This is a genomic window from Amycolatopsis sp. NPDC058278 (assembly GCF_042881395.1).
Classification (GTDB): domain Bacteria; phylum Actinomycetota; class Actinomycetes; order Mycobacteriales; family Pseudonocardiaceae; genus Amycolatopsis.
Genome location: NZ_JBHVXZ010000026.1, coordinates 37,704 through 61,071, shown reverse-complemented (window position 1 = coordinate 61,071; position 23,368 = coordinate 37,704). Strand labels below are relative to the sequence as shown.

Here is a 23,368-nt window from a genome sequence, read left to right as displayed (position 1 = left end):
ACCTGGGGCTATGCCCGGGCCAGCCGCCTGCGCAGCGCCGTGAGCTGCCCCGCCGCGCTTCCGTCGATGACCTCGTCGCCGACGCGGACGACGAGCCCGCCGCCGAGCCGCGGGTCGACCTCGACGTGCAGCGCGATCTGCCGCCCGTACATGTCGTTCAGCTTTGCCCCCAGCTGGGCGGTCTGCTCGTCGGACAGGGCGCTCGCGCTGGTCACGTAGGCGACCGAGCGCTGGCGCCGCTCCGCAGCCAGCTTGACCAGCTTGTCGAGCCCGACGCCGACGCCGCGGCCCTTGGCGCGGCGCACGACCTGCTCGACGAGGGTCTCGGTGACCACGTCCACCTTGTCGGCGAACAGCCCGCGCACCAGCGTGCGCTTCGCGTCGGCGGAACCGGTCAGGTCCGACAGCGCCTTCTCGAGCTCGGGGTGGTTGGCCACGACTCGCGCGACCTGGAAGAGCTGGGACTCGACGGTGTCGACGTTCCCGGTCTTCTCCGCCGAGGTGAGCAGGGCCGAGCGACCGAGCGACTCGAGGCCGTCGGTCAGCTCGCGGGGGCTGGACCAGCGGCTGCCCGCCACGGCGTCGAGCACCTTGAGGGCCGGTTCGGACAGCTTGCCGTCGAACAGCCGGCGCACCAGCTCGGTGCGCGCCTCCGGCGTCGCCGAGGCGTCGCTCACCGCCCGGCGCAGGCCGATCTCCCGGTCCAGCAGGTCGACGACCGAGAGCAGCTCGTCGCCGACCGTGGCGGCGTCGGCTCCCGCGTCGGCCAGAACCTCGCCGAGGCGTTCCTCGGCGAGGCCGAGCGCTTCACGGCTCGCAGCATGCAGCGTCATCTCTGGTTACTTCCCCGCTCCGTTGGAGGCACCGGCGGTCTCCAGCTCCGCCAGGAACCGGTCGACGGTGCCGCGGCGGCGCGCCTCGTCCTCGAGCGACTCGCCGACGATGCGGCTGGCCAGCTCGACGGCGTTGCGGCCCATGTCGGCCCGCAGCTCCGCGATGATCTGCGCCTTCTGGGCCTGCAGCTGGGCCTGCCCCTGGGCGACGATGCGCTGGGACTCGGCCTCCGCCTGGGCCCGCAGCTCCGCCTTGATCTGCTCGGCTTCGAGCCGGGCGTCGTCGCGGATCTTGGCGGCTTCGGTACGGGCTTCGTTCAGCTGAGCCTTGTACTTGGCCAGCGCCTCTTCGGCCTCGGCCTGGGCTCGCTCGGCCTTCTCGATGCCTCCCTCGATCTTCTGCGCACGCTCTTCGTACGCGGCCTCGAAGCGAGGGACGACGTACTTCTTGAGGATGAACAGCAGGATCAGGAAAGCGACGATGCCGAGGATCAGCTCCGACCAGTCGGGGATGATCGGGTTGTGCGTTTTGCCCTCTGCGGCGAGGACCAAGGCACTGTTCAGCACGGCGTCTCCTTAAGCGAGTTGAGCGTGACTCAGCCTGCGGAGGCGATGAAGTAGATGACGATGCCGATCAGGGCGAGCACCTCGGTCAGAACGAAGGTCGAGAAGCCGATGCCCTGCAGCTTGCCCTGCGCCTCCGGCTGGCGGGCGGTGCCGTTGATGACGGCGGCGAAGATCAGACCCACACCGATGCCCGGGCCGATCGCGCCCAGGCCGTAACCGATGGCGGCGAGACCGGGGTTGATGTTGGCGGCCTCAGCGGCGGCCTGGGCCAGAACGATGTTGCTCACGTGCATTTCCCTTCACTTCGGTCCACGCGCTCGCGCGGATCGGGGGCTTGTGTTCTCAGTGCTCCGACGCCAGCGCGGCGCCGATGTACCCGGCCGACAGCAGGGCGAAGATGTAGGCCTGCAGCACCTGGATGAAGGCCTCGAGGAACGTCATCCCGATGGCGAAGATCCACGCCACCAGGGAAACCGGCTTCAGCGCCCAGCCCGAGGTCTCGGTCAGCAGGAAGGTGCCGCCGAGGGTGAACACCGCCAGGATCAGGTGACCCGCGAACATGGCGGCGAAAACACGGATGGCGAGCGTGAGCGGGTTGAGGAAGAACTTCTCCGCGAACTCGATCAGCGCGAAGAGCGGCAGCACCGGGCCCGGCACGCCCGGCGGCGCGAGTTCCTTCTTGAAGTACCCCTTGAAACCGTGCCGCTTGAACCCGACGAAGTGGTACACCGGGTAGACGACGAGGACCGACAGCGCGACCGGGAAGCCGAAGCGCGCCATGGTCGGGAACTGCAGGAGGGGGATGATCCCGTAGAGGTTGTTCACCAGAATGAAGGTGAACAGTGCGAAAACAAGCGGCACGAACGGCTTGAAATCCTTCGAACCGATCTGCTCGCGCGCGATGTTGTTGCGGCTGAAGTCGTAGATCGACTCCGCGACGAACTGCCCCTTGCCCGGCACGACCTGCAGCTTGCGGGTCGCCAGCAGGAAGTACGTCGCGATGATGACAACCGAAAGCACGACGAGCAGCATCGGCTTGGTGACTCCGCCGAACAACGCCGGCAACTCGAAGCTTTCGGCGCCGGGCGGCGCGAACGTCGCACCCTCGGCCAATACCAGCGCGCCCACTGGGCTCCTTCCGGTTCTCCCGGCCGGCGTTCACTCCGCCGGGGGAATCGTCACGATCTGGACTTAACGTACCCGATACGTATCGGGACGTCGGAGGCGGCTGCCCCACTGTGCGATGAACACGGCTTCACGTTCTGCACACGGGGTTGTCTCGCGTGAACACTGCCCTGCGGTCTACTTCGGACCAGCGCCGAGAGGCGGAACTACACGGTCGCCACACTGCTGATCGCGGTTCGTCTGCGGGAGTGCGCGGTCGAGGCCGCCACCCTTGACGCGGACCATACCAGCAGGTCAATCAGTGCCGGACAGGCGTACTCCTAACCAACCGATCAGCCCAGGACTTAGGTCCCGGGTCATCCCGGGACCCAGGTCCGGTGCGCGCCGGGACCGGGTCCGGATCACCGCAGGCGAGGGGTCCCGATCACCGTCCGCGATCCGCACGAAAGCGCACTTTTGTGGCGCCGGTCATACTCAAGCGGCCGCAGGCGAGGGCACGAAGAGTGACGACGATCAGGACGGGATGATCGTCGGGATCTTCGTCTTGCGGAAGGCGGCGAACTCGGCCGCGGCGGCGAGCAGGATGGCCACGATCATCGTGATGCCGAGCGACATCGGGTGCAGCGCGGTGACGCCCTTCAGCAGGGTCAGCGCGCCGAACAGGAGGACGACCTTCACGACGTACCCGCCGAGCGCGATGACCATGACGAACATCGGGTCCTGACCCGCGCTGAACTTCATCATGCCCAGCGTGGACAACGACGCCAGCATGGCGAGCACGCCGCCGACGAGCGAGCCCAGGAAGCCGGGCAGGCCATTGAGGATGCTGAACAACGCGATGCACACCAGGACCGCGGGCGGGGTCACCAGCAGCGAGGCCTTCGTCATCGCGCGGGCCGCCTGCAGCACCACCTCGGCGTGCGGGTTTTCCTGCTCGTGCGTTTCGGCTTCGCTCACACCTGGCTCCCTGCTCGGTTGCCCCCGAGTGTAGAGACTCCCGCCGGTCACGTCCCCGGCTGGTGGCGCGAGCGCAGCCGCGGGACGACCGAGACCACCACCGCGAACACCAGCCCGACGCCGATGATCCACAGCGCCGCGGCGTCGTCGAACAGCGTCACCGACACCGCACCGAAGGCGAGGATGCCGGCCCACAAGTAGATCAGCAGGACCGCGCGGCGCTGGGAGTGGCCGATCTCCAGCAGGCGGTGGTGCAGGTGCATCTTGTCGGCGGCGAACGGGCTTTCGCCGCGGCGGGTACGCCGGACGACCGCCATGATCAGGTCCAGCATCGGCACGAACAGCACCGCCGCCACGACCACCAGCGGCGAGAGCAGCGCGATCGCGTCCTTGCCGCTGAACTGCGGGTACGGCACGCGCCCGGACGCCGACGTCGTCGCCCCCGCGAGCATCAGGCCGATCATCATCGAGCCGGAGTCGCCCATGAAGATCTTCGCGGGTTGGAAGTTGTACGGCAGGAAGCCCAGACACGCGCCGGCGAGCGTGGCCGCGATCAGCGCGGGCGGGTACGTGCCGACGTCGCCGCCGGAGCTGTCGAGCAGGCCGAGCGAGAACGCGCAGGTGGCGGCGGCCGCGATGAACCCGAGGCCGCCGGCCAGCCCGTCGAGGCCGTCGACGAAGTTCATCGCGTTGACCATCACCACGACCATCACGACGGTGAGCAGCGCGCCCTGGTTCTTGTCGAGCACCAGCACCGAGCCGAACGAGGCGCCGGTGCCGCCCCACGGCACCCAGAACGACACCCACTGCACGCCGAAGATGACCAGGATCCCGGCGCACATGACCTGGCCGGCCAGCTTCGTCCAGGCGTCCAGCTCGAACCGGTCGTCGAGCGCGCCGATCAGGGAGATGACGCCCGCGGCCAGCAGCACGCCGACCGAGTCGAACGAAGCGTCGAAGCCGTGCGACAGCGCGGGCAGCTGGTGGGCCAGGCCCATCGCGCCGGCGACGCCGAGGAAGATGCCGATCCCGCCCATCCGCGGGATCGGGGCGACGTGCACGTCGCGGGCGCGCGGGTTGGCGATCGCGCCGACGCGGATCGCCACCCGGCGCACGACGCCCGTGAGCAGGTAGGTCACGGCCGTCGCGGTCAGCGCGACGAGGATGTATTCCCGGATGGGGAGGAGACCGGATGTGGGCGGCACGGGGACGTCACGCTCGCGGGGTCGGGGTCACCCGCGACACGCTATCGTGTCGCGGTTTCCGCCGTGATCCGGCTTCAGGCCAAGGATTCCGCGGGCACACCGAGCACCTCCGCGATGGCCTCCTTGTTCACGGCGCCCTCGCGCAGCACCACCGGCTCGGTGCCGGTGAGGTCCACGATGCTCGACGCGACGGGCTCGCCGCTCGACCCGCCGTCGAGGTACACCGCGACCGAGTCGCCGAGCTGTTCCTGCGCCTCCTGCGCGGTGCTGGCCGGCGGCCGGCCGGAGACGTTCGCGCTCGAGACGGCCATCGGGCCGACGTCGCGCAGCAGCTCCAGCGCGACCGGGTGCAGCGGCATCCGGAGCATCACGGTGCCGCGGGCGTCGCCGAGGTTCCACTGCAGGCTCGGCGCGTGCGGCAGCACGATGGACAGGTCGCCCGGCCAGAAGGCTTCGATGAGCGCACGCGCCTGCGGCGGCACCCCGAGCACCAGGCCGTCCACAGTGGACCAGGAGCCGACGAGCACACCGACCGGCATGTCCGGGCCGCGGTTCTTGGCGCGCAACAGCGCCTGCACGGCACCGGCGTCGAAGGCGTCGGCACCGATCCCGTAGACCGTGTCGGTCGGCAGGACGACCAGCCTGCTCGACCGCACCGCCCCGGCCGCCGCGGCCAGCCCGTCGGCCCGGGTCTCCCGCTTGCTGCAGTCGTAGACCACGCTCATGGCGCCCAAGCGTAGTCCGGCCGCCGGAGGGGACGTTCGCCGCGTCACACCGGTCCGGCGGCGAGGTGGTCGTTGCCGGGCTGACGACCGGCCAGACTTTCGTCGTGGGGCAAGCGGGTAAACCTCGCCGCGAGGCAGAACCACGACAGCAGGGCTCAATACGGTCGATCTTCGGGAACCACCACCCCCGTGCGTTCCCAGTGAAGGAGCCGCACATGCGCCCCAGAACCCCGAAAGCGCTCGCCCTGCTCGCCGCGGTCGCCGTCCTGACCGGGCTCGGTACCGGCACCGCCGCGGCCGAGCCGCTCACCCGTGGCTGGCCCGCCCCGATCGATGCCGCGCACTGGGAGAACCAGGACCACATGACCTGGTCCGACTACCGCAAGGTGCCCGGCACCGACTGGGCCGATCCCTCGCTCAAGCCCACCCAGCGCACCTTCAAGGGCGCCGTCGTCCTCGCCGACTACCCGGACCAGGACTTCGTGGTCACGCGCCCGGCCGGCTCGACGGTGTTCGGCAACCCCGCGCCGACGGCGGCGAACATCCCGCGGGCGAACGTCGCGAAGCACTACCAGGACTTCCTCAACAAGCCCGAGGCCCTGAACAACGGCCACACGATCAACGAGTACTGGATGGAGGACTCCGGCGGCCGGTTCGGCGTGCAGCTGACCGCCTTCGGGCCGTACCGGATGCCCGGGAAGTCCTACGAGTACGGCATGGAGTTCCAGCCGGGCGCGTGCCCGCCCGGCGCGAACTGCGCCCGGGACATCCGCAAGGACGCCGGGGACGCCTGGCGCGCCGACGTCGGCGACACCGCGAAGCAGTTCGACTTCGTCTTCTACCTCTCCGCCGGTCAGGACGAGAGCTCGACCTGGCAGGAGTTCGGCGAGATGAAGTTCGGGACGAAGGAGAACGTGCCCGACAGCTTCGGCCCGCCCGACCACGACCTGCCCAACTACGCGGCCACCCGGTACGTGCCGTGGACGTCGTGGGCGTCGGCCGCCAGCATCTGGCCGAACGCCCAGGACGGCAGCTCGGTGCAGGCGGAGAGCTCCGGGCAGTCGACCTACGCCCACGAGTTCAGCCACATCCTGGGCATCGGCGACAACTACAACAACCCGTTCGGCGTGCCGCCCTCGCGCAGCTACAGCGGCCCGTGGGACATGCTGTCGCGCGGCACGTTCAACGGGCCCGGCGGCCCGCACACGCGGTGGCGGATCCCGGCGACGCAGGGCAGCTCGATGGGGGCCCAGCACCAGCTGCGCAACAAGCTGAAGCTCGGCATCGTCGACCCCGCCGACGTGCTGCAGCTGGACCGCACCGAGCTGGCCGCTTCGGGGCCGGTGTCGGCGCGGCTGACGGCGCGTGAGACCGAGGCGCAGCCCGGCGCGTTCACCGGCCTGAACATCAAGCTCACCGGCGGGGACAAGGCGCCGAAGTGCGACCGGTCGAAGGACCCGTTCTGCGACGGCGGCGGCTACGACAACTACACCGTCGAGGTCGTCGACCGGATGGGCGCGGACTCCTTCGCGCCCGACTCGGGCGTGCTGATCACGAAGACGAAGAACCAGGACAACGCCCCGTTCGACTGGGTGATCGACGCCAACCCGCAGGACATCGGCATCACCGACTACACGAAGCCGGACGGGACGCCGGTGAAGATCACCATCGGTGACTACCGCCAGCTCAACGACGCCCTGTTCAAGGCGGGCACCGAAGCGGCGAGCCCGTACGAGTACACCGACCAGGCGAACCGGCTGCGGTTCCTGATCACGGACGTGGCCCGCGACCGCCACGGGATCCTCTCGTACACGGTGACGGTGGCTTCGCTGGACGGCTCGGGCGGCCAGGCCCGCGGGGCGGCGCTGACCCCGGCCCTCCCGGCCATCGCCCGGGGAGGCCTGGCGACCTGCGACTTCGGCCTGCTCAACACGGGTTCGGCCCGGGGCGCGAAGGCACCGTACGACACGGACACGTACCGCTTGAGCGTCTCGACGGACGCCCGGGGCTGGGAGGTCCGGCTCCCGAACGAGCTGACCACGGCGGAGTTCGGCGGCCACGTGAAGGTGCCGGCGTACGCGAAGCGCGGCCAGGGCGCCGACCTGGCGGCAAGGGTGAAGCTGACGGCGACCTCGGTGAGCGACCCGTCGAAGACCGCGACGGCGAGCTGCACGGCGTTCGGCTTCTAGTTCGGCTGCTGGTTCGGCTGCTGGTTCGGCGGGGGGCCGCGCGGGTTCGGGCGGCCCCCCGCTCCTGTGGACAACTCCGGCCGCCTGCCCGGCTCAGGCCGGAAACCGTCGGTGGTCATCGGTAGCGTGGAAGACGGGGGCGCCCCCGGGCCCGGCGTAGGCCGCGAGATGTCCGGAGCCACCTGGTGACCGGCGGCGTGGGCGACCAGACCTACCCGGTCACGCCGGGCTGGTGACCACAAACTCCCTGGTCAGGAGCCACGAGCAAGGGGCGCTCAGCCCAACCGGCGAGCGGTGACGAACCGGGCGCGGCCCGTCAGGTCCGCGTGGCCCTCCACCCCGGTCAGCACCCGGCGCGCCCGGACCAGAGCCGGGACCGCCGAACCGTGGGTGTCGTCGTGCTCGATCGCCAGGCCGCCGCCCGGGCGCAGCAGCCGGGCCCCCGCCGCGATCGCGTGGCGGATCACCGCCAGGCCGCTCTCCTCCGCGAACACCGCGCGCGGTGGGTCGTGCTCCGCGACCTCCGGGGGCACCGGGGTGCCCTCCGGGACGTACGGCGGGTTGCACAGCACCAGGTCGACCAGGCCGTCGAGCTCGGCGAACATCGTCGGGTCGCCGATGTCGCCCGAATACAGCCGGATCGGGGTGTTGCCCGCGTCGGCGTGTACGTCGGCGTTGTGGCGGGCCCAGGCCAGCGCCTGCGGGTCGATGTCCACCGCGTAGACGACCGCGTCCGGGCGCGCGTGGGCCACCGCCAGCGCCAGCGCGCCGGAGCCCGTGCACAGGTCCACCACCACCGGGAACTCCCGGCCCTGCAGGAACTTGACACCCCACTCGAGCAGCAGCTCGGTCTCCGGCCGCGGGACGAACACCCCGGCGCCCACCGCGACCGTGATGTCGCCGAGCGCGGCCCAGCCGGTCAGGTACTGCAGGGGGATGCGCTTGGCGCGCTGCTGGACGAGCTGGCCGATGGCCTCGATGACCGGCGGGTCGACCAGCGGCACCATCGGCAGCCGGCCGCGTTCGACCCCGAGCACGTGCGCGGCGATCACCTCGGCGTCGAACCGCGGCGAGGCGACGCCCGCGCGCTCGAGGATCCGGGTGGCCTCGATGATGGCCAGGCGCAGCGGCTGCCGATTCACTCGTCGTCCTTCACCTCGTCGAGCCTGGCACACCAGGCGGAACTCCCCCGTGAGGACACGCGCCGGTCCTACGCCGACCAGCGTATCGAGGCGCCGTCACGGTTTGGCCGACAAGTACCCCACCGGCTCCGTCCCCGCGCCCCGATCCGGTCGTCCACGACGGCCGCTCGCGGCGCGGGCAGGCCGGCCGCCGCGGCGGGCTGACCGGGTCCCGGGATCTCGTCCAGCCGGATCTTCTAGGATGCAGGGCACCAGGACGGGGGAATCGCCTGCTCGACGGCGCCGCCCGCACCTTCGACACCGAAACTCCGGGGAGCCCCGCAGTGCCCACAGAGCCGATCACCCGCCGGGTGGCGTTCATCTTCCCGATCTACAACGAGGAAGAGAACATCGACCTGCTGCACCGGACGGTGGACGAGGTGACCGCCCCCCTCGTCGGGAAGTACGACTTCAGCTTCCTCTACGTCGACGACGGCAGCCGGGACGGCTCGCTGGCCAAGCTCACCGAGCTCAGCGCCCGCGACGAGCGGGTCACCGTGGTCGAGCTGTCCCGCAACTTCGGCCACCAGATGGCCGTCACCGCCGGGCTGGACCTGGTCGACGCGGACGCCGTCGTCATCATGGACAGCGACATGCAGGACCCGCCGCGAGTGGCGCTCGAGCTGATCGAGAAGTGGGAAGAGGGCTTCGACGTCGTCTACGCGCAGCGGCGCTCGCGGCAGGACTCGGCGTTCAAGAAGCTCACCGCCGGCGGGTTCTACTGGTTCCTGCGGAAGATGGCCGCGGTCGACATCCCGAAGAACACCGGCGACTTCCGGCTGATCGACCGCAAGGTGGTCGACGAGCTGCGCAAGTACCGCGAGCGCGACCGCTTCCTGCGCGGGCTGGTCAGCTACATCGGCTTCAAGCAGACGGCCGTGCTGTTCGACCGCGACAAGCGGCACGCCGGCGTCACGGGCTACCCGCTGCGCAAGATGCTGCGCTTCGCCGCCGACGGCATCCTCGGCTTCTCGGTGACGCCGCTGCGGATGATCACGCGCATGGGTTACCTGATCTCGTTCCTGAGCTTCGTCGGGATCCTCTACGTCGGCGGCGTCAAGCTGCTCGCCCCGCAGACCGCGGTGCCCGGCTGGGCCTTCCTCGGGATCGCGATGTTCTTCCTCGGCGGGATCCAGATCATCATGCTCGGCGTGCTCGGCAGCTACATCGGCCGCACGTACTCCCAGGTGCAGAACCGGCCGCTCTACGGCGTCGCGTCGGTGCGCACCGGCCCCGGGGTGCCGGTCGAGGCCCGTGAAGGCGCCGACGCGGGAAGAGGCGCCCGGTGAAGCTGATCTCGGCGACCCAGCTGCGCTTCGGGCTGGTCGGGGTGGGGAACACCCTCGTCGACGCCCTCGGCTACGCGCTGCTGGTGACGCTGGGCGTCCCGCTGTTCGTGGCGAACTTCATCTCGACGACGGCGGGCATGCTGCTCAGTTTCACCCTGAACCGGAACTTCACCTTCCGCGCCAAGGACGGCGACGTCCGCCGCCAGGCGCTGCTGTTCTTCGGCGTCACCGCGTTCGGGCTGTGGGTGGTGCAGGCGGCGATCATCTTCGCCGTCACCGCGGCGTTCCCCGGGGTGAACGTGCTGATCCCGAAGTTCGCCGGGATCGCGGTCAGCCTGGTCTGGAATTACGTGCTCTACCACAAGGTCGTCTTCCGGCAGCGGCCCGCGGCGGCCGAGCCGCCGGTCGCCGAGGTCACGCATGACTAGGACGGCCGTCCCGTCCCGGGTCGCCGACCAGGTCGAGCCGGAGCGTGCGGAGACGGCCACCGCCGGTCGTCGGGCCGCCTGGACGAACGGCGACTACGCCCGCGTCCTCGCCGTGGTGCTGGCCTGGAACGCGGTGCTGATCGCCGTCGCGTACCTGTTCGCGCCGTCCAGCCCGGTCGACGAGGGCATCCCGAAGACCGGCATCGGCTCGACGATGAGCCTCCTGGCGCACACCTACCGCTGGGACGCCGGCAACTACGGCGAAATCGCCATGCACGCCTACACCGGCAGCTACGCCCCGACGCGGGCGTTCTACCCGGTGTTCCCGGTCCTGGTCTGGCTGGTGCAGACGGTCAGCTTCGGCACGCTCGGCCTGCTCACCGCCGGGTTCCTGGTCAACCTGGTGGCCACCTGGCTGGCCGCGGTGGCGCTGCTGAAGATCGGGCGCCACTTCTTCGACGGCGAGCGGGCCCCGTGGCTGGTCGTCGCGGCCTTCCTGACCGCGCCCGCCGCGTTCTTCCTGCACTCGTTCTACAGCGAGGCGGTGTTCTGCGCGCTGGGCTTCTGGGCCTACCTGTTCGCGCTGCGCCGCCAATGGCTCTGGATGGGCCTGACGCTCATCCCACTGACGGCCTCCCGCGTCACGGCGGCGGTGTTCGTCGGCCTGTGCTTCCTGGAGTTCTGGCGGTCGAAGGACTGGAAGCCGCGCGGCCTGCTGTCGTGGCACCTGCTGTGGTTCCCGGCGGCGTTCCTCGGCCTCGGCGGCGTGCTGGTCGCCATGAAGCTCCAGACCGGCGACTTCTTCGCCAGTTTCAACGCGCTCAAGGGCGTGCGGGAGTGGTCGTACCACCGGTTCAACCCGAACATCCTCGAAACGCTCTGGTTCGAAGCCAAGCTCACCGGCCACGCCCTGCTCGGCGACACCCGGATGGACGCGTGGACGCTGATGAGCCACGTGCTGCCGATGATCGGCCTGGCCCTGCTGTTCGCGTCCTCGGTGTACGTCCTGGTGGCCCTGCGCTCGAAGGGTGTCCCGCTGGCGCTGTTCGGGTTCGCGTCCATCGTGATGCTGACGATGAACAGCAACGTGGTGTCGGTGCACCGCTACCTGCTGCCGTGCCTGGTGATGTACGTGGCGCTGGTCCTGTTCGGCGAGCGCCGCCCGAAGCTGCGTGGCGCGGTGCACGTGGTCCTGTACGCGAACGCGCTGGTCTGCGGCATGATCTACCTGCGCTTCGTAACGGGGTTCTGGTCCGGCTGAGCGCAGCCGAGGGGCGGGAAATGAGCTTGTCCGGTTCGCTGCGACAGGAGACCCGAGTACGAACCATCGGCGGCGGAACAGACCGTCGAAATTCCCGCGGTCGCCCACCGGCCGGCCGGTGCCGGGCCGTCCGAGCGGACCCGCCGGCTCTCCGTGATCGTTCTCGCCGCCCTGCTGGTCCTGCTGGCCTTCGGTGTCCGGCTGGCCCTGTTCCGGTACGAGACCGCGGACTACACCGCCTTTTACCGGCGGTGGTACGACTTCGTCGTCGACCAGGGCGGGATCGGCGCGCTCAAGTACGAGTTCTCCGACCTGAACGCGCCCTACCGGTACTTCATGGTGCTGCTGCCCCACCTGCCGGTGCCTTCCCCGCTCGCCGGGATCAAGGCCTTCTCGGTTCTGTTCGACTTGGTGACGGCGTTCTTCGTGTACCGCATCGTGGCGCTGAAGTACCCGTCGCACTGGATCGCCGCCGCGGCCGCGTTCATCGTGTTCATGCTGCCGACCGTCGTGATCAACAGCGCCATGTGGGCCCAGGGCGACGCGATCTACACCGCGTTCTCCCTCGGCGCCGTCTACTTCCTGCTGCGGAAGCGGCCCTGGTGGGCCTGTGTGTTCTTCGGACTCGCGCTCGCGTTCAAGCTGCAGGCGATCTTCCTCTTCCCGCTGCTGCTCGTGATGGTGCTGCTCGGCCGCGTGCCGTGGCGGGCGCTGGTGGCGATCCCGGCCGTCTACCTCGTGCTGGACGTCCCCGCGCTGCTGGCCGGCGCGTCACCGGCGAAACTGCTGACGGTCTACCTCAACCAGACGAGCATCTACCCGCAGCTGACGCTCAGCGCGCCCAACATCTGGCAGTTCTTCCGCGGCGAGCACGGCATGGAAGCGATGAAGACCGCGGCGGTCCTGCTGACCGCGTTGCTGATCTTCACGCTCTGCCTGCTGGTGGTGCTCAGCCGGGTCGAGCTGACCGACACCCGGATCCTGGTGTTCGCTCATGTGCTACATCCCGAACATCTTCTTCGCGAAGGCGGGCGGCGAACCGGTCGACTTCCGCATCCTCGCGGCGCTGGAGCTCGGTGCCCTGGTCCTGCTGGTCCGGTACGCCGTCTGGGACTTCCGCCTGCCGGCTGGTCCCCGGCAGCCGGGGACTCAGCCTGACTGAGCCGCCAGGCGCTCTTCGCGGTCCGCGGTCGCCAGGGCGTCCAGCACGCCGTCCAGGTCGCCGTCGAGGACCTGGTCCAGGTTGTACGCCTTGTAGTTCACCCGGTGGTCCGAGATCCGGTTCTCCGGGAAGTTGTACGTCCGGACGCGCTCCGAGCGGTCCACCGTGCGGACCTGCGACCGGCGGGCGTCGGACGCCTTCGCCGCCGCCTCCTCCTCCGCGATCGCCTGCAGGCGGGCCTGGAGCACCTGCAGCGCCCGGGCGCGGTTCTGGATCTGGGACTTCTCGTTCTGGCAGGACACCACGATGCCCGTCGGCAGGTGGGTGATCCGGACCGCCGAGTCGGTCGTGTTGACGCTCTGGCCGCCCGGGCCCGACGACCGGAACACGTCGATGCGCAGGTCGTTCGGGTCGATCTCGACCTCGACCTCCTCCGGCTCCGGGTAGATCAGCACGCCGGACGCCGACGTGTGGATGCGGCCCTGCGACTCGGTCGCCGGCACGCGCTGGACGCGGTGGACGCCGCCCTCGAACTTCAGGCGGGACCACACCCCGTCCACGGTGGCCGCCTTCGTCTTGATCGACAGCGTCACGTCCTTGAAGCCGCCCAGGTCGGAGTCCACCGAGTCGAGGACCTCCGCCTTCCAGCCGTGGCGCTCGGCGTAGCGCAGGTACATGCGCAGGAGGTCGCCGGCGAACAGGGCCGACTCCTCGCCGCCCTCACCGGACTTGATCTCCATCACGACGTCGGAGCCGTCGTACGGGTCGCGCGGGAGCAGCAGCTCGGTGAGCTTCGACTCGAGGTCGGGGATCCGCGCGGCCAGCTCCTCGGCCTCGGCGGCGAACTCCGCGTCCTCCGAAGCCATCTCCCGGGCAGCCGAGAGGTCGTCGCGGACGGTGTCCAGTTCGTGGACGGCCCGCACCACCGGCGACAGCTCGGCGTAGCGGCGGCCGAGCTTGCGGGCGCGCGCCTGGTCGGCGTGCACCGCCGGGTCCGCGAGCTGGGTCTCCAGCTCCGCGTGTTCGGCGAGCAGCCCCTTGAGCGAGCTCGAATCCACCTCTGCCACCTCTCAGCCCGGGTCAAGACGAGAAACGGCGCCCACCCGCGCGTGCGGGTGGGCGCCGTGGAAAAAGCTACTTGGCGTCGGCGTCCTTCTTCTGCCGCTTGCCGTAGCGAGCCTCGAAGCGCGCGACCCGGCCACCGGTGTCCATGATCTTCTGCTTGCCCGTGTAGAACGGGTGGCAGTTCGAGCAGATCTCGACGTGGATGTCGCCACTGGCCTTGGTGCTGCGCGTGGTGAAGCTGTTGCCGCAGTCGCAGTTCACGTTCGTGACCACGTACTCGGGGTGAATACCGCTCTTCATGGTGTCCTCTCTCGTTGGCTCCGGGTCCCCAGTCGTTCCACGGGGTGAACCGGCGCCGGACTTCAGCGGGTAATTCTGCCAGACGGGCTGACGAGTACTGGAACGTACCCCGCTGACCAGCTATTCCCGACACGGAAGGGCCTCCCCGGGCACCCAGGGAAGGCCCTTCCGCGGCCAGGACTCAGTCGTCTTCGCCGCCGCCGAGGGCGGTCTTCGAGACCTGCATCAGGAACTCGGTGTTCGTCTTCGTCTTGCGCAGCCGCGAGATCAGCAGGTCGATGGCCTGCTGCGAGTCGAGCGCGTGCAGCACCCGGCTCAGCTTCACGGTCACGGCCAGCTCGTCCGGGTTGAGCAGCAGCTCGTCCTTGCGAGTACCGGACGGGTTGACGTCGACGGCCGGGAACACGCGGCGCTCGGCGATCTTGCGGTCGAGCTTGAGCTCCGCGTTACCGGTGCCCTTGAACTCCTCGAAGATGACCGTGTCCATCGTCGAGCCGGTCTCGACCATCGCCGTGGCGAAGATGGTCAGCGAGCCGCCGTTCTCGATGTTGCGCGCCGCACCCAGGAACCGCTTGGGCGGGTACAGCGCGGTCGAGTCGACACCACCGGACAGGATCCGGCCGGATGCCGGGGCCGCCAGGTTGTACGCGCGGCCGAGCCGGGTGATCGAGTCGAGCAGCACGACGACGTCGTGACCCATCTCGACCAGGCGCTTCGCCCGCTCGATCGACAGCTCCGCGACCGAGGTGTGGTCCGCCGGCGGCCGGTCGAAGGTCGAGGCGATGACCTCGCCCTTCACCGAGCGCTGCATGTCCGTGACCTCTTCCGGACGCTCGTCGACCAGGACGACCATCAGGTGGCACTCGGGGTTGTTCGTGGAGATCGCGTTCGCGATGTCCTGCATGATCGTGGTCTTACCGGCCTTCGGCGGCGACACGATCAGGGCGCGCTGCCCCTTGCCGACCGGCATGATCAGGTCGATCACGCGGGTCGTGAGCTTGTGCGACTCGGTCTCGAGGCGCAGCCGCTCGTTCGGGTACAGCGGGGTCAGCTTGGTGAAGTCCGGACGCCGCTTGGCCTCGTCCGGCTCCAGGCCGTTGATCGAGTCGACGCGCACCAGCGGGTTGAACTTCTGCCGCTGCTGCTCGCCGTCCCGTGGCTGGCGCACGACGCCGGTGATGGCGTCACCGCGGCGCAGGCCGTACTTGCGGACCAGCGAGAGCGACACGTACACGTCGTTCGGGCCGGCGAGGTAGCCGGAGGTCCGCACGAACGCGTAGTTGTCGAGCACGTCCAGGATGCCCGCCACGGGCAGCAGGACGTCGTCCTCGCGGATCTCGGTGTCCGGCGAGCCGGTTTCGCGCTGGCCGCCGCCACTGCCCCGGCGACGGCGGTCGCGGAAGCGACGGCCGCGACGGCCGCCTTCCTCGTCGTCGTCCGGCTGCTGGTTGCGGTTGTCCTGGCCGCCGCGGTTGCCGTCCTGCTGGCTGTTGCGCTGGCGGTTGCCGTCCTGACGGTTGCCGTCCTGACGGCTGTCCCCGCGGTTGTCGCCGCGGTTGCCCCCGCCCTGGCGCTGCTGGTCACGGTTGCGGTCGCCCTGCTGGCGGTCGCCCTGACCCTGCTGACGGTCGCCCTGCTGACGGTCGCCGCCTTGCTGACGGTCGCCGCCTTGCTGACGGTCGCCGCCTTGCTGGCGGTCACCCTGGCCCGGCTGGCGGTCGCCGCCCTGCTGGGCGTCGGGCGACCCGGCGGCCCGGTTGGACCCGCGGCGACGCCGGCTGCGGCCGCCCTCCTCGGACTGGCCGTCCTGCGGGGTGTCCTGCCGGTCCTGCTGCGGGCGCTCGGCCTGCGGCTGGGCGTCCGACGGCGCGGACGCGGGCGCCTCGGCCTTCGGCTCCGGCTTGGTCTCCGCCGGAGCGGCGGGCGCCTCGGCCTTCGCCTTGGGGGCCGCCTTCGGCGGCTCGCCGACGCCTTCCAGCGGCAACGTCTCGGCCGCCGCACGCGGCTTGCGGGACTTGCCCTGGCGCTCACGGATCGCGGCGATCAGATCGCCCTTGCGCATGCCCGTCGTCTCGCCGACGCCGAGCTCCCCAGCCAGCGAACGCAGTTCGGCGACGGTCTTTCCGGTCAGCCCGCCGACCGCCCGCTTGGGAGCGGGGGCCGTGCCGTTCGATCCGGCCGTGTCGCTACCCACGTCGCTCAAAAGATCGGTGTTGCTCACACATGTCCTTCCTGACCGATCCACGCCTCCAGGCGGATCAGCGGACTGCCGCTCGCTTCTGATCGCGAACCGGCGTAATTGCCCCCCGATACGCGAGATGAGCTCTTCGGCCGTGCGGAACACAGCTGGAGCGCCTCCACCACAGGGGTTTGCGTCCTCCATTCGGAGGACACGGAATTCGGCACCGCCGAGACCGGAAACCCGCCTGCGTCCCTCCGCGTTACCCCGCGTGCCAGGCGGTGCGGATTCGGCGGATCGACGAAGGATGCGATCCGGGGGATTCCCCGGGACCGGCATCGGGTGCGGAAACGCACGGTGATCGAACGCCCCCGAGGGTAGACCGCAGCGGTGCCGGGTGCAACAACCACCCCCCGCGTGGCGGGCGTGGCGGCGGCCACGTGACCCACCCTTTACTGAGCCGCAACCTGCACGCCCGCAAGATCCACGGGCAGCTCGAGGACGTCGAAACCGTCAACGCCGGCCTCCGGCGGGAGTATTCCCGTGGTGGTCAGCGCGAGCACCGTCGGTCCGGCGCCGGAGATGGCGGCGGCCACTCCCTGTGCACGGAGCGTCGCCACCAGCTCCGTGCTCGCCGGGTACGCGGGGGCGCGGTAGCCCTGGTGCAGGCGATCCTCGGTGGCCGGGAGCAGGAGCTCCGGCCGCGCCGTCAGGGCGTGGACGGCGAGCGCGGCGCGGCCCGCGTTGTGCGCGGCGTCGGCGTGCGGCACGGCCGCCGGCAGCAGGCCGCGCGTGGTCGCGGTGGCCGAGCGGACCGAGGGCACGGCCACGACCGGCCGGATCGACGGGTGCGGGGTGAGCCGCTCGGCGTGGAAGCGGCCGCCGTCGCACCAGGCCAGGACCAGGCCGCCGAGCAGGCTGGCCGCGGCGTTGTCGGCGTGGCCTTCGAACCCGGCGGCCAGCTGCAGCGCGTCGAACGCGTCCATTTCCCGGCCGGCGATGGCGTACCCGGCGGCCACCCCGGACACCACCGCGGCCGCGGACGAGCCGAGGCCGCGCGCGTGCGGGATCGCGTTGGCGCAGCGCAGGTGCAGGCCGGGCGGCTCGACGCCGAGGTGCTCGCAGGTCGCGCGGATCGCCCGCACGACCAGGTGGGTTTCGTCGGTGGGGACGTCCGCCACGCCACCGGCGCCGGCGTCCTCCACCTCGACCTTGAGCCCGGTGTCGGTGACCCGCACTTCGACGACGTCGTACAGGCCCAGCGCCATCCCGAAGGCGTCGAAGCCCGGCCCGAGGTTCGCCGTGGACGCGGGAACGGTGACCTTGAACCCGCCGCTCACCGCAGGTCCAGCGCCGCCGCGACGGCCGAAGGGTCCACGGCGAGGGGTTCGACCTCGACGTTGCCCGCCAGCGCCGTCTGAGGGTCCTTCAGGCCGTGCCCGGTGACCGTGCAGACGACCCGTGAACCGCGCGGGAGCCGGCCGTCGGCGGCCGTGGCCAGCAGGCCCGCCACGCTGGTGGCCGACGCCGGCTCGACGAAGACGCCTTCGCGGCCGGCCAGCAGCCGGTAGGCCTCGAGGATCTTCTCGTCGGTGACGGCTTCGAAGAGCCCGTCCGAGGCGTCCTTGGCCTTCACCGCGGCGGTCCACGACGCCGGGCTGCCGATCCGGATCGCCGTCGCGATCGTGTCCGGGTCACGCACCGGCTCGCCGTGCACCAGCGGCGCCGCGCCGGCCGCCTGGAAGCCGAACATCCGGGGCGTGTTCTTCACCACACCATCGGCCGCGTACTCCGAATACCCCGCCCAGTAGGCGGTGATGTTCCCCGCGTTGCCGACCGGCAGGCAGTGGATGTCCGGCGCGGTGCCGAGCACGTCGCAGATTTCGAAGGCCGCGGTCTTCTGGCCGGCGATGCGGACCGGGTTGACCGAGTTGACCAGGGTGACCGGGTAGTCGGCCGCGGTCTTGCGGGCCAGCTCGAGGCAGTCGTCGAAGTTGCCGTCGACCTGCAGGATCCGGGCGCCGTGCAGCACGGCCTGGGCGAGCTTGCCCATGGCGATCTTGCCCTGGGGCACCAGCACGGCGCAGGTGAGCCCGGCGCGGGCGGCGTAGGCCGCGGCCGAGGCGGACGTGTTGCCGGTCGACGCGCAGATCACCGCCTTGAGGCCGCTGGCCAGCGCGTGCGTGATGGCCACGGTCATCCCGCGGTCCTTGAACGAGCCGGTCGGGTTGGCGCCCTCGACCTTGAGGTACACCTCGCAGCCGGTCAGCTCGGACAGGTGGTGGGCGGGCAGCAGCGGCGTGTTGCCCTCCCCGAGCGTGACGACCCGCGCCCCGTCCGGGACCGGGACGCGGTCCCGGTACGCCTCGATGAGCCCGGGCCAGGGGTGCCTGATCACTGGTCTTCGCCTTCCACCCGCATCACGCTGACAACTTCGTGGACGACGTCGAGCCGCCCGATCTCGTCCACAGTGGACTGCAACGCCGCATCGGGTGCCTGGTGCGTCACCACGACCAGGCTCGCGCGGTCGCCGACGTCGCTCTGGCGCACCGCCGCGATGCTGACGCCGTGGTCGGCGAACGCCTGCGCCACCTGGGCGAGCACGCCGGCGCGGTCCGCGACGGACAGGCTGACGTGGTACCGGGTCGGCGTCTGGCCCATCGGCCGCACCGGCAGCGCCGCGTGCGCGGACTCGCGCGGGCCGCGGCCGCCGACGACCCGGTTGCGGGCCACCGCGACGAGGTCGCCGAGCACCGCGCTCGCGGTCGGCGCACCGCCCGCGCCCTGGCCGTAGAACATCAGCTCACCGGCCGCGTCGGCCTCGACGTAGACGGCGTTGAACGCGCCGCCGACGCCCGCGAGCTGGTGGCTGCGCGGGATCATCACCGGGTGCACGCGGGCGGACACCGATTCGACGCCGTCGTCGTCGGTGACCCGCTCGCAGATGGCCAGCAGCTTCACCGTGCGCCCGAGCCCCCTGGCCGCCGCGAGGTCGGAGGCGGTGACGTCGGCGATGCCCTCGCGGTGCACGTCCGACGCCGTCACCCGGGTGTGGAAGGCGAGGGAGGCGAGGATCGCGGCCTTCGACGCGGCGTCGTAGCCGTCGACGTCGGCGGTCGGGTCGGCCTCGGCGTACCCGAGCCGGCTGGCTTCGTCGAGCGTCTCGGCGTAGCCGGCGCCGGTGGAGTCCATCGCCGACAGGATGTAGTTCGTGGTGCCGTTGACGATGCCCATCACGCGGGTGATCCGGTCGCCCGCGAGGGATTCGCGCAGCGGCCGCAGCAGCGGGATGGCCCCGGCCACCGCGGCCTCGAAGTAGAGGTCGGCACCCGCGGCGTCGGCCGCCTCGAACAGGTCCGCGGAGTGCTCGGCCAGCAGCGCCTTGTTCGCCGTGACGACCGACTTCCCGGCCTTCAGCGCGGCGAGCAGCCAGCCGCGCACCGGCTCGATCCCGCCGACCAGCTCGACGACGACGTCGACGTCGTCGCTGGTCACCAGCTTCTCGGCGTCGGCGGTCAGCAGCTCCGGCGGCAGCTCGGGGTGCTTGTCCGGGCGGCGGACGGCGATGCCGGCCAGCTCGACCGGCGCGCCCGCCCGCGCGGCCAGCTCCTCGGCCTGCTCGGTGAGCAGCCGGGCGACCTCGCCGCCGACGGTCCCGCAGCCCAGCAGCGCGACCCTGATCGGGCGTCGTCCGGCTGCGGGCAGTTCGGAAGCAGACACGGTGTTTCAGACCTCCAGGCGCAGCATGTCGTCGGTCGTCTCCCGCCGCAGCAGCAGCCGTGAGCTGCCGTTGCGCACGGCGACCACGGCCGGCCGGGGCATCCGGTTGTACGTGCTCGCCATCGAGTAGCAGTACGCGCCGGTCGCCGCGACCGCCAGCAGGTCGCCGGGAGCCAGCGTGTCGGGCAGCCAGCAGTCTCGTACGACGATGTCGCCGGATTCACAGTGTTTTCCCACGACTCGGGACAACACGGCCGGCACCGGCTGATCGTTGTCGCCCGCGGAGCGGGAAACCAGCCGGACGTCGTAGACCGCGTCGTAGAGCGCGGTGCGGATGTTGTCGCTCATCCCGCCGTCGACGCTGACGTACCGCCGGGAGGACTCGTCGCCGAGCGAGACGTCCTTGATGGTGCCGACCTCGTAGAGCGTGATCGTGCCGGGCCCGGCGATCGCGCGGCCCGGCTCGCCCGCGATCCGCGGCACCGGCAGGCCCGCGTACGCGCATTCCTTGCGGACGATCTCGCGGATCTGCGTGATCATCTGCGCGGGTGGCGGCGGGTTGTCCTTCTCGGTGTAGGCGATGCCGAAGCCGCCGCCGAGGTCGACCAGGCTCAGCTGGTCGAGCAGCTCGGGGCCGTGCTCCTTGGCCAGGTCGGCGAGCAGCCCGACGACGCGGCGGGCGGCGACCTCGAAGCCGTCGGCGTCGAAGATCTGCGAGCCGATGTGGCTGTGCAGGCCGACGAGCTTGAGCGAACGCGCGTTGAGCACCCGGCGGACGGCCTCGGCGGCGTCCCCGCTCGCCAGCGAGAACCCGAACTTCTGGTCCTCGTGGGCGGTCGCGATGAACTCGTGCGTGTGCGCCTCGACCCCGACGGTCACCCGGATCAGCACCGCCTGCACGACGTCGTGGCGCGCCGCGATGTCGGCCAGCCGGGCGATCTCGAAGGAGGAGTCGAGCACGATCGTGCCGACCCCGGCGACGATCGCGGCTTCGAGCTCGGCGGGCGACTTGTTGTTGCCGTGGAAGGTGATCCGCTCGGCCGGGAAGTCCGCGCGCTGCGCCACGGCGAGCTCGCCGCCGCTGCAGACGTCCAGGCTCAGGCCCTGCTCGGCCACCCAGCGGGCGACCTCGATGGAGAGGAAGGCCTTGGACGCGTAGTGCACGAGCGACGGGTCGTCGAAGGCCTCGGCGTAGTCCGCGCACCGGGACTTGAAGTCGGCTTCGTCGACGACGAACAGCGGCGTGCCGTGCTGCTCGGCGAGCTCGCGGACGTCGACGCCGGCGATCCGGACGACGCCGTCGGCGGCGCGGAAGGTGTTGCGCGGCCACACCTTCGCGGGCAGCTTGTCGAGCTCCTCGACCCCGGACGGCTGGTGCCCGGAGGTGTCGGCGTGGGTATAGACGTCGGCGTGCCTGGGGCCCGCGGGGTGCGCCATTTCTTACATCCGTTCCGGAGCGGAAACACCGACCAGCGCGAGGCCGTTGGCGAGCACCACGCGCGCCGCCTCGCAAAGAGCCACCCGGGCGTAGTTGGCCGGGGTGGCCGCCTCGTCACCCTTGGGCAGCACGCGGGCCTCACGGACCGCGTAGAACTTGTGGAGCGCGCCCGCCAGGTCCTCCAGGTAGCGCGCGATCCGGTGCGGCTCCCGCATTTCGGCGGCGCGGCGCACGGTCTCCGGGAACTCCCCGATGGTGCGGATCAGATCGCCCTCGACCGGCAGCGTCAGGAGGCCCAGGTCGACGTCCTCAGTGGACTTGAGACCGAGGTCCGCGGCCCCGCGCAGCATCGTGCACAGGCGCGCGTGGGCGTACTGGACGTAGTAGACGGGGTTGTCGTTGGAGTGCTTGCGCAGCAGGTCCAGGTCGACGTCCAAAGTGGAGTCCACGGAGTACCGGATCAGCTCGTAGCGGGCCGGGTCGACGCCGACGGCCTCGACCAGGTCCTCCATGGTGATCACCGTGCCCGCGCGCTTGGACATCCGGACCGGCTTGCCGTCGCTGACCAGGTTGACCATCTGGCCGATCAGCACCTCGACCGTGCCCGGGTCGTCGCCGAAGGCCGCGGCGGCCGCCTTGAGCCGGGCGGTGTAGCCGTGGTGGTCCGCGCCGAGCATGTAGATGCAGAGGTCGAAGCCGCGGTTGCGCTTGTCCTTGAAGTAGGCCAGGTCACCGGCGATGTAGGCCGGGTTGCCGTCCTGCTTGATGACGACGCGGTCCTTGTCGTCGCCGTACTCCGACGACTTCAGCCACCAGGCGCCTTCGTTGAAGTACAGGTTCCCGGAGTCCTTCAGCTGCTGGACGGCGGCGTCGACCGCGCCGGACTCGTGCAGCGAGTTCTCGTGGAAGTAGACGTCGAAGTCGGTGCCGAAGTCGTGCAGGCTGGACCGGATCTCGCTGAACATCAGCTCGATGCCGATCCGGCGGAACGTCTCGTGCCGCTCGGCCTCCGGCAGCGACAGGGCACTCGGCTCGGCCTTGATGACCTCGGCGGCGATGTCGTTGATGTAGCCGCCCGCGTAGCCGTCTTCCGGCGCGGGCTCACCCTTCGCGGCGGCGATCAGGGACCGGACGAACCGGTCGATCTGGGCGCCGGCGTCGTTGAAGTAGTACTCACGGGTGACATCGGCGCCCTGCGCGGCCAGCACGCGGCCCAGCGCGTCGCCGACCGCGGCCCAGCGGGTGCCGCCGAGGTGGATCGGGCCGGTCGGGTTGGCCGAGACGAACTCGAGGTTGATCCGGGTGCCGGCCAGCGCGTCACCGCGCCCGTAGGCCGCGCCGGCGTCGAGCACCTGGCGCACGATGTCGCCCTGAGCGGCCGCGGCGAGCCGGAAGTTGAGGAAGCCGGGGCCGGCGACCTCGGCCGAGGCGACGCCGTCGTCCGCCGAGACCGCCTCGGCGAGCGCCTCGGCGAAGTCGCGCGGCTTGAGGCCGGCCTTCTTGGCCACCTGGAGGGCGAGGTTCGTCGCGTAGTCGCCGTGGTCGGGGTTGCGCGGGCGTTCGATGGTCACCTGCTCCGGCAGCACGGCGTCGTCGATGCCGCGTGCGGCGAGCACCTGCACGGCGGAGCTGCGGACCAGGTCGGCGAGAGCGGCGGGAGTCACCTGCCGAATTCTAGGTGTGCCCAGGTCGGACGCTTTCAGCGGTCTCGGCCACGTCACGATGGGCATGCAAGGACGGCTTT

At 70.6% G+C, this 23,368-nt stretch carries 21 protein-coding genes; 5 read left to right on the top strand and 16 right to left on the bottom strand.

Annotation, left to right across the window (positions count from 1 at the left end):
* Positions 1-8: 8 nt before the first annotated feature.
* From ACFVYA_RS16185 to ACFVYA_RS16155, 7 genes are all read right to left on the bottom strand, one after another.
* On the bottom strand, positions 9-833 hold the full coding sequence (locus tag ACFVYA_RS16185) for a F0F1 ATP synthase subunit delta (protein WP_387045686.1): 825 nt from the start codon (positions 831-833) through the stop codon (positions 9-11).
* A 6-nt stretch (positions 834-839) separates the two neighbouring features.
* The gene (locus ACFVYA_RS16180; RefSeq protein ID WP_387045685.1) at positions 840-1,400 is read right to left on the bottom strand and encodes a F0F1 ATP synthase subunit B; all 561 of its coding nucleotides are present in this window, start codon (positions 1,398-1,400) and stop codon (positions 840-842) included.
* A 29-nt stretch (positions 1,401-1,429) separates the two neighbouring features.
* Positions 1,430-1,687, bottom strand: a complete 258-nt coding sequence (locus ACFVYA_RS16175) for an ATP F0F1 synthase subunit C (RefSeq protein ID WP_364722021.1) — start codon at positions 1,685-1,687, stop codon at positions 1,430-1,432.
* Positions 1,688-1,742: 55 nt separating this feature from the next.
* On the bottom strand, positions 1,743-2,528 hold the full coding sequence (gene atpB / locus ACFVYA_RS16170) for a F0F1 ATP synthase subunit A (RefSeq protein ID WP_285985922.1): 786 nt from the start codon (positions 2,526-2,528) through the stop codon (positions 1,743-1,745).
* Positions 2,529-3,038: 510 nt separating this feature from the next.
* Positions 3,039-3,482 (bottom strand): hypothetical protein, encoded by a 444-nt coding sequence (locus ACFVYA_RS16165; RefSeq protein WP_285985923.1) that lies wholly within the window; start codon positions 3,480-3,482, stop codon positions 3,039-3,041.
* Between the two features lie 47 nt (positions 3,483-3,529).
* On the bottom strand, positions 3,530-4,687 hold the full coding sequence (locus ACFVYA_RS16160; RefSeq protein ID WP_285985924.1) for a glycosyltransferase family 4 protein: 1,158 nt from the start codon (positions 4,685-4,687) through the stop codon (positions 3,530-3,532).
* Positions 4,688-4,761: 74 nt separating this feature from the next.
* Positions 4,762-5,412, bottom strand: coding sequence for an L-threonylcarbamoyladenylate synthase (locus ACFVYA_RS16155; protein ID WP_285985925.1), 651 nt, complete (start codon positions 5,410-5,412; stop codon positions 4,762-4,764).
* Between the two features lie 215 nt (positions 5,413-5,627).
* Here ACFVYA_RS16155 and ACFVYA_RS16150 point away from each other — a divergent pair, with 215 nt between their 5' ends.
* A complete protein-coding gene (locus tag ACFVYA_RS16150) occupies positions 5,628-7,601 on the top strand; it encodes a M6 family metalloprotease domain-containing protein (RefSeq protein WP_387045680.1) in 1,974 nt (657 codons plus the stop codon).
* A gap of 275 nt (positions 7,602-7,876) precedes the next feature.
* On the opposite strand, the gene prmC is transcribed toward ACFVYA_RS16150, so the two are convergent.
* A complete protein-coding gene (gene prmC, locus ACFVYA_RS16145) occupies positions 7,877-8,743 on the bottom strand; it encodes a peptide chain release factor N(5)-glutamine methyltransferase (RefSeq protein WP_086840672.1) in 867 nt (288 codons plus the stop codon).
* 323 nt (positions 8,744-9,066) lie between these two features.
* Here prmC and ACFVYA_RS16140 point away from each other — a divergent pair, with 323 nt between their 5' ends.
* The 4 genes from ACFVYA_RS16140 to ACFVYA_RS16125 all read left to right on the top strand — a co-directional run bounded on the left by ACFVYA_RS16140 (position 9,067) and on the right by ACFVYA_RS16125 (position 12,918).
* Positions 9,067-10,071 carry a glycosyltransferase family 2 protein gene (locus ACFVYA_RS16140; protein WP_285985927.1) on the top strand — a complete coding sequence of 335 codons (1,005 nt, stop codon included), beginning with the start codon at positions 9,067-9,069 and terminating at the stop codon, positions 10,069-10,071.
* On the top strand, positions 10,068-10,499 hold the full coding sequence (locus ACFVYA_RS16135; protein ID WP_387045678.1) for a GtrA family protein: 432 nt from the start codon (positions 10,068-10,070) through the stop codon (positions 10,497-10,499). The genes ACFVYA_RS16140 and ACFVYA_RS16135 overlap by 4 nt, the downstream gene beginning before the upstream one ends.
* Complete coding sequence (locus ACFVYA_RS16130; RefSeq protein WP_387045676.1) at positions 10,492-11,760, top strand: mannosyltransferase family protein; 1,269 nt, start codon at positions 10,492-10,494, stop codon at positions 11,758-11,760. Before ACFVYA_RS16135 ends, ACFVYA_RS16130 begins: the two co-directional genes overlap by 8 nt.
* Positions 11,761-11,913: 153 nt before the next feature.
* Positions 11,914-12,918 carry a glycosyltransferase 87 family protein gene (locus tag ACFVYA_RS16125; protein WP_387045675.1) on the top strand — a complete coding sequence of 335 codons (1,005 nt, stop codon included), beginning with the start codon at positions 11,914-11,916 and terminating at the stop codon, positions 12,916-12,918.
* Here ACFVYA_RS16125 and prfA read toward each other — a convergent pair.
* From prfA to argS, 8 genes are all read right to left on the bottom strand, one after another.
* Entirely contained in the window at positions 12,910-13,980 is a 1,071-nt protein-coding gene (gene prfA / locus ACFVYA_RS16120; protein ID WP_387045673.1) for a peptide chain release factor 1, read from the bottom strand. The genes ACFVYA_RS16125 and prfA overlap by 9 nt on opposite strands.
* Before the next feature lie 76 nt (positions 13,981-14,056).
* The gene (gene rpmE / locus ACFVYA_RS16115) at positions 14,057-14,287 is read right to left on the bottom strand and encodes a 50S ribosomal protein L31 (protein ID WP_285985933.1); all 231 of its coding nucleotides are present in this window, start codon (positions 14,285-14,287) and stop codon (positions 14,057-14,059) included.
* 181 nt (positions 14,288-14,468) lie between these two features.
* The gene (gene rho / locus ACFVYA_RS16110; protein WP_387045671.1) at positions 14,469-16,508 is read right to left on the bottom strand and encodes a transcription termination factor Rho; all 2,040 of its coding nucleotides are present in this window, start codon (positions 16,506-16,508) and stop codon (positions 14,469-14,471) included.
* A 410-nt stretch (positions 16,509-16,918) separates the two neighbouring features.
* Positions 16,919-17,806: a homoserine kinase gene (gene thrB / locus ACFVYA_RS16105; RefSeq protein ID WP_285985935.1), complete on the bottom strand. Its 888-nt coding sequence runs from the start codon at positions 17,804-17,806 to the stop codon at positions 16,919-16,921.
* Positions 17,803-18,864 (bottom strand): threonine synthase, encoded by a 1,062-nt coding sequence (gene thrC / locus ACFVYA_RS16100; RefSeq protein ID WP_364588821.1) that lies wholly within the window; start codon positions 18,862-18,864, stop codon positions 17,803-17,805. The genes thrB and thrC overlap by 4 nt, the downstream gene beginning before the upstream one ends.
* Positions 18,861-20,186 (bottom strand): homoserine dehydrogenase, encoded by a 1,326-nt coding sequence (locus tag ACFVYA_RS16095; RefSeq protein WP_285985937.1) that lies wholly within the window; start codon positions 20,184-20,186, stop codon positions 18,861-18,863. Before ACFVYA_RS16095 ends, thrC begins: the two co-directional genes overlap by 4 nt.
* Before the next feature lie 6 nt (positions 20,187-20,192).
* Positions 20,193-21,623 (bottom strand): diaminopimelate decarboxylase, encoded by a 1,431-nt coding sequence (lysA, locus tag ACFVYA_RS16090; RefSeq protein ID WP_387045667.1) that lies wholly within the window; start codon positions 21,621-21,623, stop codon positions 20,193-20,195.
* Positions 21,624-21,626: 3 nt separating this feature from the next.
* Positions 21,627-23,288 carry an arginine--tRNA ligase gene (gene argS, locus ACFVYA_RS16085; RefSeq protein ID WP_387045665.1) on the bottom strand — a complete coding sequence of 554 codons (1,662 nt, stop codon included), beginning with the start codon at positions 23,286-23,288 and terminating at the stop codon, positions 21,627-21,629.
* Between the last annotated feature and the right edge of the window lie 80 nt (positions 23,289-23,368).